The following is a 12,718-nucleotide window of genomic DNA, read 5'->3' on the forward strand; positions in this document are numbered from 1 at the left end:
AGGGATAGTGTCATGGGCGCTTCTATCATCGAAGGAACCAAGGCCGCGCCAACGTGCTGGGGCGACGTGCTTATTCTGGGTTTGGGCAAAAGCGGCAAGGCTGCTGCGTCGTATTGCCTGAATTTGCTCGGCGGCCGCGTGAAGAGCGTGACCATCGCGGCTGGCGAGAAAAACGATGCCGCGCTCGAGTTCGCCGCGCGCTGCGAGGCGCTTGGCGCGCATGTGGTGTTTGATATGTATACGTTCAAAGACGCCTATGACGTGTGCATCGTGAGCCCGGGCATTTCCCAGTTCTCTCGTTTTTACGAAAATGCGAAGGCGGCTTCGACTGAGGTTATTTCCGAGGTGGAATTCGCTTGGCGCGAGAGCCCTGCAGATAGTCGTTGGGTTGCCGTGACGGGAACCAATGGCAAAACTACCACGACGTCGCTTATCACGCATATTTTGAAGTGCGCCGGCGAGCGCGTTGCCGCCGTGGGCAACATCGGCAATACGTGCATCGAGGCCGTGGGCAACGGCGAGGCCGACGTGTATGTGTGCGAGGCGAGCTCGTTCCAGCTGGCGAGCTGCCAGGCGTTTGCGCCCGAGGTTGCTGTGCTGCTCAACATCACGCCCGATCATTTGTATTGGCACATGACGTTTGAGGCGTATGCCGAGGCGAAAAAGCAGGTGTATGCGAACCTGGGCAAGAATCAGGGCACGCTCGTCATCGACGCCGTGTGCGATGTGACGCGTGACTGCGTGAAAGAATTCAAGAACGACCCCAAGCGAGCTTTCGACTACATTCCCGTAGGGTGCGCTGCGGGCATCGACCATTCCATGAAGGAGGCTTGTGGGTCTGAAAACGCCGCATTCCTCGATGGCGATATGCTGCGCGTCGATTTCAAGGGCGAAGAAGTGGAGCTCGTGGGCGAAGGCGATCTTCTGATTAAGGGCGAGCATAACGTGTCCAACGCGCTCGCGGCGGCTGCGGCCGCGCTTGCGTGCGGCGTTGACGCCGCTTGGGTGCGCGAGGGCCTCGTGTCCTTTAAGCCGCTCGAGCATCGCCTGGAGCCGTGCGGCGAAATCGGCGGCGTGAAGTTCGTGAATGATTCCAAGGCGACCAACGTGGACGCCACGCTGAAGGCGCTTTCGGCGTTTGCTCCTCATACCGCCATTTTCTTGCTCGGCGGCAACGACAAGGGAACCGACCTTGACGAGCTCGTTGAGGCGTGCGACGCGAAATGCAAGGCCGTGGTGTGCTTTGGCGCGGCGGGCGAGCGCTTCTTCGATGCGTTCGCGAATGCGGGCGTGAAACATGTTCGCGTCGAGCATATGGAAGACGCGCTCGATACGGCGATTTCCATGGCTCAGCCCGGCGATGAGGTCGTGCTTTCTCCTGCCTGTTCGTCGTTTGACGAGTTCGACTCGTTCGAGCACCGCGGCAAAGTCTTCAAACAGCTCGTTGCGTTTCGTGCCAGCAATGCCCGCTAGGTTGTAGCCAGTGGCTCGAGCGACGCGTGCCGGCTCGTCTGCCGGCTTCCCTGAATTGAATAGAAGAGGCGGCGCACGGGGCAGTGTGCCCGCCGACATCATGATGCCGCGTTTGGGCCTTCTGGTCGCGGTTGTCCTGCTTGTGCTCGTCGGCATCGTCATGGTGTTTTCGGCATCGACGGTTGAGGCGATCCACAATGGCGAGTCTGCTACCTCGTACGTTGTGAAGCAGGCGATATTCGCCGTGTTCGGCTCTGCTCTGGCTCTGTTCGTGTATACGCGCGATTACCGATCGTTGCAGGGCGGCCCCTACTTTTGGGTGTTTTGGGGCATATGCGCCGCTCTGCTTTTGGCCGTTCCTGTTATTGGCACGAATATTCTTGGCGCCACGCGTTGGATTTATATCGGTGGTTTCAGCGTGCAGCCGACGGAATTCGCCAAAATCATGCTTGTGGTGGCTGCGGCGAAGGTGCTTCTTGAATATCGCGATCAGATTCGCGATACGAAGCAGGCGCTCATTGCCGCTTTTGTGCTCGTCTTGCTCCCGCTTCTCTTTTTGTACAAAACGCAGTCGGACATGGGTTCTGCCGTCGTCATTCTTGTGGGCGCCTTCGTGGTTATGTGGCTCGGCGGGCTTCCTGGGCGTTTCGTCGCTGTGCTCGGCATAGCTGTCGTGGTGGGCGGCGTATTCGGCATCGCAGGATATCGCGCCGACCGCGTTTCGGTATGGCTTGACCCATGGAGCGACCAGTACGACACGGGCTACCAGATGATTCGCTCGTTCTTCGCGTTTTCCGAAGGCGGCATTCTGGGCGTTGGCTTGGGCAATTCTCGCGAGAAGTTCTTATATTTGCCCGAGGCTGAAACCGACTTCATTTTCTCGATTATCGGCGAGGAGCTCGGCCTTATTGGTGCGCTGTTCGTCATCGCGCTTTTTGTGGCGGTGCTCGTGTGCGGTTTGCTTATTGCCAAGCGCGCCGCCGACGACTTCGGTACGATGATTGCCGGCGGCCTTACCTGCATGCTTGTGGGCCAGGCGTTTTTGAATATGGCCTGCGCTACGGGATTGTTCCCCACGACGGGCAAGCCCCTGCCGTTCATTTCGTCAGGCGGATCGTCGGTTGTGGCGTCGCTTTTGATGGTGGGTATCATCATGTCGGTTTCGCGCGTGGCGGGCGAGGAAGCGCTTACGCCGCATCGCGCGAGCGCCGAGCGACGCCGCGCGAACCTGAACTATATTCGCGTGGAAGACGAACCGCCAGCGCGTTCGCGCTTCTCTTCGTCTGAATCGGCGCCCGTCGTCGATGCCTCGGCTCGTTCGAGGCACTCTCATGGCGACCCGTTTGGCGGCCTTATGGCTCCGAGCGGCGGCGCATCGAGAAACGCTTCGCGAGGCTCGTCTCGCCCAGAGGGAAATGCTTCTTTGGGCTCGCGGGCGTCGCGACGCCATGATTCTGGAATGGAGCGCGGCGCCAATCGTCGCGGCAGCGGAAGGAACTCACGATGAAATTCGTTCTTACGGGCGGCGGAACGGCCGGCCACATCAACCCCGCTCTTGCGCTGGCTGAGATTTTGCAAGAATGCGACCACGAAGTGTTTTTCGCTGGCACGCCGCAGGGTGTTGAGGCGCGCTTGGTCGGCCAAACCGATATTCCGTTCGTGGCTTTCGAGGCTTCGGGGTTCGATCGCGAGCGTCCCCATACGCTCGTCACCTCTTCGCTGAAAATTTTGCGCTCGGCCCGCAAGGCGAAGGCGTGGATGTGCGAAGTTCGACCCGATGCCGTTGTCGGCTTTGGGGGATATGTGTCCATTCCGGTGGGCATGGCGGCCGAGCAGCTGAACGTGCCGGTGGTTGTGCATGAACAGAATTCCGTCATGGGCATGGCGAATAAATTCTTGGGCAAGAAGGCCGCTGCCGTCGCGCTTACCTATGAGGTTGCTGGCAAAGACATCGCCGACGCATCCAAGCTCATCGTCACGGGCAATCCGGTGCGTTCTTCGGTGCTTTCCGCTACGCGCGAGCAGGGCAGGGAAATGCTGGGCATTCCGCAAGATGCCACGATGCTGCTCGTTTTCGGCGGCAGCCTGGGCGCGCGCCACATCAATGCCGCTATCTCGTCGCTCAAAAAGCAGCTGCTCGCGATTGACGGATTGTATGTGGTGCATATCACGGGGCCGAAGGAATACGAGGCGACGTGCGCAGAGCTCGCTTTGACCGATGAAGAGGCTTCTCGCTGGACCGTGATGCCGTATCAGGATCGCATGGCCGAAACCCTGCGTGCGGCCGACTGCACGATTTCGCGCGCAGGCGCCACGTCTCTCGCCGAGATTTCGGCGCTGGGGTTGCCTGCTTTGCTCGTGCCGTTTCCCTATGCGGCCGAAGACCACCAAACCACCAACGCTCGCGCGTATGTTGAGCGCGGCGCGGCGGAAATGATGGCCGATTCCGAGCTCGATAGCGAAGAATTCGCGAACAAGGTGCTCGCCCTGGTGACCGACGCGGATTTGCGCAATCGCATGCGCGCTGCCGCCGCAACGTTCGAGACCGAAAACGCCGCAGCGAAATTGGCTGATGTTGTGGTTGATGCGGCGATGCGTGGCGCGCTGCGATAGAATAACCGATTGCTGAAATACGGGGCGCTTATGCGCTCGTTCGGTTCGAGGAGGCATAAACAAATGACGGATAATTGCAAACGCGTGCATTTTATCGGCGTTGGCGGCGTGGGCATGAGCGGCATCGCTCGCGTTGCGGCTGATGCGGGCATGCGTGTGAGCGGCTCCGACATGAAGTCGTCGCGCTATACCGACGACCTGGTTGCCGCCGGCATTCCTATTTTCATCGGCCACGATGCCAAGCATGTGACCGACGACATCGATGCCGTGGTTATTTCTACCGCCATCCCCGAAACCAATCCTGAGCTTGTCCGCGCGCGCGAGTTGGGCATTGCCGTTTGGCACCGCGCCCACATGCTTGCCGAGCTTGGTCGCGGTAAGAAAACGCTTGCGGCCTGTGGCACCCATGGCAAAACCACGACGTCATCGATGCTCGCCACCGCGACCGACGCATTGGGCCTTGAGCCCACGTTCGTTGTGGGCGGCATTGTGGACGCGTATCACACCAATGCCGTTTCAGGCAAGGGCGAATATTACGTTGTCGAGGCCGATGAGAGCGACGGGTCGTTCTTGAACCTGTCTCCCTATGTCGCGCTCGTCACCAATGTCGAAGCCGACCACTTGGACCATTACACGGGCGGCATCGAGGAGATTCGTGCGACGTTTCTGCAGTTCATGCAATCGGTGCCCGAGGAAGGCGCCGTTGTCGTGTGTGGCGAGGATCCCAAGCTCGTGGAACTCGCTAAGAAGAGCGGCCGTCGCGTGGTTGCCTATGGCTTCGGCGAGGGCTGCGACACGCGTATTTCGAACTACCGCACGCATGGCGTGGGCTCGCTGTTCACGCTCTCGTTCGCCGATGGTACTGTGGTCGATGTCGAATTGAAGTGCAACCCTGGCATCCATAACGCGCTCAATGCCGCAGGCGTGATTTCTGTCTTGTGGGCGCTTGGCGAAGACGCCGCTGCCGCTGCTGCGTCTCTTTCGAATTTCCAGGGCGTCCGTCGTCGTTTCGATTTGGTGGGCGAGGCATGCGGCGTGACCGTTGTTGACGATTACGCCCATCACCCCACCGAGATCAAGGCAACCCTGGCTGCCGCTGCCGCGCTCGATTTCAAGCGCGTGGTCGTGCTGTTCCAGCCCCATCGCTACTCTCGCACCGAGTCGCTCGCGAGCGAGTTCGGCGAAGCGTTCAATGATGCCGATGAGCTCGTGCTCATGGATGTATACGCGGCGGGAGAGGATCCTATCGAAGGCGTCGATGGCCGCCTTATCGCCAACGCCGTGAAGCAGAATGGCCACGTTGCCGATGTGACATACGAGCCGAGCAAGGAAGCGACGCCGGCGCTGGTCGCCTCGAATCTGAAAGAGGGCGACCTGCTCATCACCATGGGTGCAGGTGATGTGACGACGTTCGGCAAGAAGATTCTCGCTGAGCTTTCCCGCGAAGAGGCTTAGCATCATCATGATGCGGAGCCTTGCGCGGCTTTTAGGCGACGAATTTTCGGGCTTTGTGCTCGAAAACGAGCCGCTGAGCCGACATACCACCATACGAATCGGCGGCCCCGCGGCCTTCTTTATCGAGGCGGACGACCTTCGTTCGCTCACTTTTGCGTGCGATGCATGCCGCAAGCTCGGCATTCCTTGGACGATGTTCGGCAAAGGTTCCAATTTACTCGTTTACGATGCTGGTTTTAACGGCGCGGTTATTACCTTGGGCGCTGGTTTTGCGAAGTGCGCATTCGACGCCGAGTCAGGCGTGTTCACGTTCGGGGCGGGGCTGCGGCTTTCGCAGGCTGTTCGAGAGGCCACATCCCTTGGTCGTTCGGGCCTGGAATTCGCCGTGGGCATTCCGGGCACGGTGGGCGGTGCCGTTCGCATGAACGCCGGCACGCGCCGAGAGTTCTTGGGCCCGCGTATCGTCTCGGTCACCACGCTGCGGCCGGGGGAGGGCCTTCGCCGATATGCCGCGCGGGATATTGAGTGGAACTATCGCGAAACATCCATTCCCTTCGATGAGGTCGTGCTTGAATGCGAAGTTGCGACGACTGAAGGCAGCGAGCAAGAGATTCGTCGCGCTATGCAGAAATCGCAGGAGCGCAGGCGCATCACGCAGCCTTTGGGCTTGCCTTCGTGCGGAAGCGTTTTCCGCAACCCCGAAGGCGAATCTGTTGGCCGCCTGATTGAAAACGTGGGGCTTAAAGGAGCCCTGTGCGGAGGCGCCCAAATTTCGGAGCGCCATGCGAATTTTATTGTGAACAAGGGCGGCGCGAAAGCCGTCGAGGTATTGTCGCTCATCCATGCCGCCTCGGATGCGGTTGCTGAGCGCTATGGTGTAGAACTTGTGCCGGAGGTGCGCTTCCTTGGCTTCGAATAGGAACAACCGCAACACGCGTCAAGCTCCGCGCGCTCGCTCGGGGCAGGCTCCCGTGCGCCGCGACACCACGCCGACGTATCGTGCGTCGAATCGCCGGACACTTGGTTCGGCCGCCCCGCGCGTTTCCACGGTTAAGCTCGGCGATCTTGATGCCGCGAGTGCCAAGGGGTCGGTCCATCGTGCGCGTGCCCAGGCGTCGTATAAAAACTACCAGGCGAAAGTCGTCGCTGTGCTCGTTGCCATCGCCGTGCTTGCTGGCGTGTTCGCGGGCGCATACTGGTCGAATCTTTTCGCGGTTCAGCAGGTGACGGTTTCCGGTGTCGAGCATCTTACGGCAAGCGAAATGGCCCAGCTCGCCAATGTGCCGAGCGATACCACGCTTCTGCGTGTCGATACCGCGACCATCGAAAGCAATATCATGCGTGATGCATGGGTTGAAAACGTGCATGTGCAGCGTGTGTTCCCGAACACGCTCAATTTGGCCGTGACCGAACGTACGATCGGCGCTACGGTCGAGATTGGGGTCGACGATGGCAAGTCGACCGAAACATGGGCGCTTTCGACTGACGGAATATGGTTGTGCCGCATTCCCGATAAAGATTCCGAAGCGGCGCAGAATATTTCGCCGAAGATCTATGAAGATGCCGAGAACGTATTCGTCATTACCGATGTGACGTATGGCGTGAAGCCCGAAGTCGGCAAAGTGTGCACCGATGAAAGCGTGAAAAACGCGCTCGACGTGGTAACGAGCCTTTCGACCGACTTGAAAGATCAGGTGAAGCAGGTTTCGGCGACGTCGACCGAGAACACGACGCTCACGCTCGACTCGAATGTCGAAATCGCGTTTGGCGCGGCGAGCGATGTGCGCGATAAGGAACGCGTCATCAAGCAAATTCTTGCCGACCATCCAGGCGAGGTGAGCTACATCAACGTTCGCGTGGTGAAGTCGCCCACATGGAGGACGGCATAAGCCCGCATCGATGCGCTCGTATTTCTCGCCGCATGGGGTTTGCGTGGGTGAGAGCCCGATCGAGGTGGGCGAGAGACCCTGAAATAGCCGTCATATGACGGCTATTTTTGTCGCCTGCCCCTCATTTCCGTGGTGATTCGACGGAAGCTCGTTTCCTGTGGGCGGTACCGTCCTTGAAATGCTCGCTCGTTTGTGTAAAGTAAGCGTGTTATAGTTTCTCGTAGTGAGAATTGATTTTATGTGCCTGCCGTGGCGGGCGCGGATTAAACGCAGCCGTAAATGCAGCATGTTGGAGGAAACATGGCGAAAACTGTTGGTTCAGAGCATCTGGCCGTCATTAAGGTCGTTGGCGTCGGTGGTGGTGGCACCAACGCCGTCAACCGCATGGTTGAAGCTGGCCTGAAAGGCGTTGAGTTCATCGCCGTCAACACCGACAAGCAGGCGCTGCTTATGTCGCAGGCCGATAAAACTATTCATATCGGCGAAGAGTTGACGCGCGGTTTGGGCGCTGGCGCAAATCCTGAAATCGGCTGCCAGGCTGCCGAGGAATCTCGCTCTGAGATTCGCGAGGCGCTGGCTGAGGCCGACATGGTCTTCGTGACCGCTGGCGAAGGCGGCGGCACGGGCACGGGCGCAGCTCCCGTGGTTGCCGAAATCGCCCGCGAGGAAATTGGCGCGCTCACGGTTGGCATTGTCACCAAGCCGTTCGGCTTCGAAGGCCGTGTTCGTCGCAATCAGGCCGAGCAGGGCTGCGATCTGCTTTCCCAGAAGGTCGACACTCTCATTGTTATCCCGAACGACCGCCTGCTCGAGGTCATCGACAAGAAGACTTCTGCGCTCGATGCGTTCCGCATTGCCGACGATACGCTTCGTCAGGGCATCCAGGGCGTTACCGACCTCATTACCATTCCTGGCTTGATCAACCTCGACTTCGCTGACATCCGCACTGTCATGAAGGACGCCGGCACGGCCATGATGGGCATTGGCTTTGGCACGGGCGAGAATCGCGCCCTCGACGCCGCGACGCAGGCCATCAACTCCAACCTGCTCGAGGCTTCCATCCAGGGCGCAAGCCGCGTTCTGTTCTCCATTGCTGGTGGCAGCGACCTTACGCTCGCCGAAGTCGACGCTGCAGCGCGCGCTATGGAAGCCGTTGTCGACGAAGACGCCAATATCATCTACGGCCAGATCATCGACGATACCTTGGGCGACCAGATTCGCATTACCGTTATTGCTACGGGCTTTGCGCGCCAGTCGCAGGCCGCGATGGACTTCGATTCCGCTCGCAACGACCTGTTTGCGGCAACTCAGGCTGCTTCGGCTCCCGCATCGAGCTCCACGGTTGGCGCTTTTGGCCGCGACACCTATACATCCAACCAAACCCACGCAGCGTCGCCTGCCGCATCTTCGATGAATGCTGCATCTACGCGCGTCGCCGACGAGGAATACATTCCCGATTTCCTTCGTCGTCGATAAAACGGAAGCGATGTGCCATGACGGGTATGACCAACGCGTCAGGGCTTGAAGCGACCCTCGATTTGCCGCTCCCGCGGCTTGTCGAGGGTCGTTTTTCTAACCTGACCGCATTTACCGATGAGGCCCTGTTCGAAGCATGCGGCGTACGCATCGCGTTTACCGAGCGTTCGGGCGGCGTGAGTGAGCCGCCGTACGATTCGTTGAACCTGGGCCTTCATGTCAACGATAATCCCGAAAGCGTGCGTGAGAATCGCCGCAGGGTCTGCGAGGCGTTCGGCATCGATCCGACGAGGCTTATTGTGCCCAACCAGGTGCATGGCGCCGATGTCGCCGTGTGCGAAAACGCTGGCGATATCGCCGAGACGCGAGAGTTTGCGGCCGAAGGCAGCGACGCGGTCGCCGTGGGCTGCGATGATGTCGCGGCCTTGCTGTGCTTCGCCGATTGCACGCCTGTTATCATCGTGGCGCCTTCCGGCAAGTTCGCCGTGGCGCATTGCGGATGGCGCGGGGTCGTGTATGGCGCCTGGGCGACGGCGCTTTCGACGCTTTGCGAGCTTACGGGCGATGACCCCGAACGCTTCAACGTATATATCGGCCCTTATATCCATGCGTGCCATTTCGAGGTCGGCGAAGAAGTCGCCAAGCAGTTTTTCGATTCGTTCGGCGAGGCAAGCTTGATCGATGAGCGCCATGTCGATATGGGCGCTGCGCTTCGCTGCGGCTTTGCGAGCATGGGTGTTGCGCCTGAGCGCATTGCCGACGTCGATATGTGCACGGTGTGCGATGCCGGTGAGCGTTTTTATTCGTATCGCGCCTCGGGCGGCACGTGCGGTCGCCATGGCGCGTTTGCGGCTCGTATTCTTGGATAGGAAGAAGCTTTCTTATGACTACGTTGGAACAACGTTGGGAATCTGTCGAAGAATCTGTTGAGGAGGCGTGCGCGGCTGCGGGTCGCGCCCGGAGTGACGTGCGCGTCATTGGCGTGTCGAAGACCGTTGGGCTTGATGCGGTTGCTGAGGCAATTGAGGCGGGCATTCACGATTTCGGGGAAAACCGCCCCGATGAGCTCGTTCGCAAGCACGACGCGTTTCCGAGCGAGAACTGGCATTTTATTGGCAATATCCAATCTCGCCAGCTCGAGAAGGTGGTGGGGCGCGCATGCCTCATCCATTCTTTATACCAGGAAAGCCACGCCGATAAAATCGATCGACTGGCTGCCGCGGTGGGCATTGTGCAGGACGTGCTTATCGAAGTCAACGACGGCGAGTCGAACAAGCAGGGCGTGGCCGACGAAAATCTTATCGCTATGCTTACGCATTGCGCCGCCTTGAAGCATGTGCGCGTGAAAGGCCTTATGATAATGGCTCCCATCGGCGACGCCTCGGTTGCGCGTGCAACGTTTAAGCGCCTGCGCGAGCTGCGCGATGCGGCGCAAAGCGACCTTGCGGCACGTGGCATCGATATGGAGCTCCATGAACTTTCAATGGGGATGAGCAACGATTATTCCGAAGGTATTGGCGAGGGGGCTACCATGGTTCGCATCGGTCGAGCCATATTCAGTGCCGACTATGCGGGTTAGCCCGCTTGATTGATAGGTGGACACGCAATGGATTTCAAGATTCCTAAATTTGATGAACTGAAAGATCGGCTGGGTATTGGCGAGGCTTCGGGCCAGGCGGGCTCGCGCTCCTCGCGCGCTCGCGATTCTCGCGATGACGCCGTCGATTATGGCGATTATGGCGAATACGGCTTCGACGATTCCGCTGATTACGTGGTGGAGAACGACTCGCCTTCTTCGAGCTTCACGGCGTCGTTGCCCAAGCTCGTCACGTCTGACGACGTGCGCGCCAATATCCAATACACGCCGAGCGAAGCCCCCGAGACCGCCGATGCGTCGCAGGCAACGCGTCCGAACCGCGATTTCGGCGCGCTTCGTGAAGATTCGCATCGCTCTCCTGGCGTGAATTCGCTGTTTGAGCCCTCGTCTGCCGCTCGGCCGGCCGCGTCGGCGCCCCAGGCTGCCGCGAGCTCCACGGGCGCTTATGCGCAAACCACGGGAGCGATTCCTGCGCCTGCATCGCCTTCTGGCGAAGGCCGCGTGGTGCAGCGTCCGGCGCGTATCGTGACCATCGTCAAGCCTGAGTCGTATGACGATGCCGAACGCATCGCCAAGGTGCTCAAGAGCGGCGATGTCGCTGTTGTCTCGCTGCGCAACACCCCCGAAGCGCTCGGCAAGCGCATTCTCGACTTCAGCTTTGGTGTGGCATGCGCCTTCGAGGCTCAGGTCGAATGCGTTTCGGGCCACGTGTTCGTTATCACGCGCGGCGCGGGCTTGAGCGATGCCGAGGCGTCTCGTCTCAAAGCCCAAGGGTTGATGTAGATGTATGCCCTGCAGCTTTTCATCGTGAAGCTCGCCGACGCGTACACGACGATTCTGCTCGTGTATGTGCTCATGAGTTGGATTCCGAACAGAAGCGGCATTCTGGCCGATATCGAAACGGTGTTGGGGAAGGTTTGCGATCCGTATCTGAACCTTTTCCGTAAATTCATCCCGCCGATTGGGGGCATGGTGGACGTAACGCCTATCTTTGCCCTGCTTGTATTACAATTCTTGGTGCGCTTGATTGTCGGCATTCTTTAGCCGCAGCGGCGCGAATATGTTCATTGGGGCGCAAGGCGTCCTGCAGGCTGTGCGATTCATATCGCAGGCCGCCCTGGGTTTCCGGGGTATATACCGAATGAGATTGGAGTAGGCATGGCCATCACTTCCGAAGACATCCACAACCAGAGTTTCACGGTTGATCGCAAGGGTTACGACGTTGACGAGGTCGATGTGTTCCTCGAGCATGTCGCAGCCGAGATTGACGGCTTGAATGCCCAGATCGAAGAGCTTCTCGCTCGCATTGACGAGCTCAATAATAACCAGATGGGCTTCGATGATGACGAACCTATGGATATGGACGCCGCTTTCGCCGAGCCCGCGATGCCCGAACCCGAGCCCGAGGCAGTCAAAGAGGAAGCCGCCGATACGACTTCGGTGCTTTCTGGCGATGAAAAAGACGCTCGCATCGCCGAGCTCGAGAAGCAGCTTTCCGAAAAGGAAACCGACGCTTCCGCCATTGCCAATGCGCTCGTGACCGCCCAGCGTTCCGCCCAGGAAGTGCTCGATGCTGCCCGCGCCGAAGCGAAGCGCATCCACAACGACGCTGAAATCGAGGCGAGCGACATCGTCGACCGCGCGAACGCCGAGAAGGCCAAGATTGAAACCGCCATCGAAGAGCTCGACCGTTCCCATAAGAAGACGTGCGAGGCGTATTCCGAGGCCCTGAAGAGCTTCATCGACGATGCGAATGCCAAGCTTGACGATATCGAGGACGAACTCGCCAAGAAGGAGGGCAAGAAGCGCTCCCATGGCCGTTTCGCAAGCCCCGCTCAGGCCCCGGTTCACAAGCCCATGTTCGGCGCCACGGGCGCCGTTGCTCCGAGCTATGTCGCTCCCGCCGCAGGCGCTGTTGAATCGGCCCCTGTGACGCCCGCTGTGACCGCTGCTCCCGCAACCGCCGCGGTTATTCCGGCGCAGAGCACTGCTCCCGCTCCGGCTCCGAGCGTCGAGAAAGACCTTTCTGGTTTCGGCGATGCTGCCGAGGCCTTTGATTTGGGCGATATCGACTAGTTCGGCTTTGCCGCCCTTTCGGGCGGCGAGATAATGCGATGCTGCAAGAACCCTTGGTGCTGCATTTTTGGCTCAGCCTTTGATTCGCGTGCTGAAGTACGCGTTGCTCAGGCTTCGTCTGAACTGCCATGCGCGAGGG

At 59.5% G+C, this 12,718-nt stretch carries 12 protein-coding genes; all 12 read left to right on the top strand.

Features of this window, described 5'->3' with window-relative positions; genetic code table 11:
* The first annotated feature begins 12 nt into the window (after positions 1-12).
* The 12 genes from murD (at position 13) to DMP05_RS00800 (ending at position 12,579) form a co-directional block, all read left to right on the top strand.
* On the top strand, positions 13-1,473 hold the full coding sequence (murD, locus tag DMP05_RS00745) for a UDP-N-acetylmuramoyl-L-alanine--D-glutamate ligase (protein ID WP_123218718.1): 1,461 nt from the start codon (positions 13-15) through the stop codon (positions 1,471-1,473).
* Positions 1,474-1,558: 85 nt separating this feature from the next.
* Positions 1,559-2,980 carry a putative lipid II flippase FtsW gene (gene ftsW / locus DMP05_RS00750; protein WP_244594982.1) on the top strand — a complete coding sequence of 474 codons (1,422 nt, stop codon included), beginning with the start codon at positions 1,559-1,561 and terminating at the stop codon, positions 2,978-2,980.
* Entirely contained in the window at positions 2,977-4,086 is a 1,110-nt protein-coding gene (murG, locus tag DMP05_RS00755; RefSeq protein WP_123218719.1) for an undecaprenyldiphospho-muramoylpentapeptide beta-N-acetylglucosaminyltransferase, read from the top strand. The genes ftsW and murG overlap by 4 nt, the downstream gene beginning before the upstream one ends.
* A 63-nt stretch (positions 4,087-4,149) precedes the next feature.
* The gene (gene murC, locus DMP05_RS00760; RefSeq protein ID WP_123218720.1) at positions 4,150-5,541 is read left to right on the top strand and encodes a UDP-N-acetylmuramate--L-alanine ligase; all 1,392 of its coding nucleotides are present in this window, start codon (positions 4,150-4,152) and stop codon (positions 5,539-5,541) included.
* Positions 5,542-5,548: 7 nt separating this feature from the next.
* Complete coding sequence (murB, locus tag DMP05_RS00765; RefSeq protein WP_123218721.1) at positions 5,549-6,460, top strand: UDP-N-acetylmuramate dehydrogenase; 912 nt, start codon at positions 5,549-5,551, stop codon at positions 6,458-6,460.
* Positions 6,447-7,430 (top strand): cell division protein FtsQ/DivIB, encoded by a 984-nt coding sequence (locus tag DMP05_RS00770; RefSeq protein ID WP_123218722.1) that lies wholly within the window; start codon positions 6,447-6,449, stop codon positions 7,428-7,430. Before murB ends, DMP05_RS00770 begins: the two co-directional genes overlap by 14 nt.
* Positions 7,431-7,730: 300 nt before the next feature.
* A complete protein-coding gene (gene ftsZ, locus DMP05_RS00775; RefSeq protein WP_114616023.1) occupies positions 7,731-8,906 on the top strand; it encodes a cell division protein FtsZ in 1,176 nt (391 codons plus the stop codon).
* 17 nt (positions 8,907-8,923) lie between these two features.
* Positions 8,924-9,775 (top strand): purine nucleoside phosphorylase YfiH/LACC1 family protein, encoded by an 852-nt coding sequence (locus DMP05_RS00780; RefSeq protein WP_244594983.1) that lies wholly within the window; start codon positions 8,924-8,926, stop codon positions 9,773-9,775.
* Positions 9,776-9,789: 14 nt separating this feature from the next.
* A complete protein-coding gene (locus DMP05_RS00785) occupies positions 9,790-10,485 on the top strand; it encodes a YggS family pyridoxal phosphate-dependent enzyme (protein ID WP_123218723.1) in 696 nt (231 codons plus the stop codon).
* A 27-nt stretch (positions 10,486-10,512) separates the two neighbouring features.
* Positions 10,513-11,286, top strand: coding sequence for a cell division protein SepF (locus DMP05_RS00790; RefSeq protein ID WP_123218724.1), 774 nt, complete (start codon positions 10,513-10,515; stop codon positions 11,284-11,286).
* Positions 11,287-11,547: a YggT family protein gene (locus DMP05_RS00795; protein ID WP_114615982.1), complete on the top strand. Its 261-nt coding sequence runs from the start codon at positions 11,287-11,289 to the stop codon at positions 11,545-11,547.
* Positions 11,548-11,661: 114 nt separating this feature from the next.
* Positions 11,662-12,579: a DivIVA domain-containing protein gene (locus DMP05_RS00800; protein WP_123218725.1), complete on the top strand. Its 918-nt coding sequence runs from the start codon at positions 11,662-11,664 to the stop codon at positions 12,577-12,579.
* Positions 12,580-12,718: the final 139 nt, after the last annotated feature.

Origin of the sequence: Slackia isoflavoniconvertens, from assembly GCF_003725955.1 — a bacterium.
GTDB classification, from domain to species: domain Bacteria; phylum Actinomycetota; class Coriobacteriia; order Coriobacteriales; family Eggerthellaceae; genus Slackia; species Slackia isoflavoniconvertens.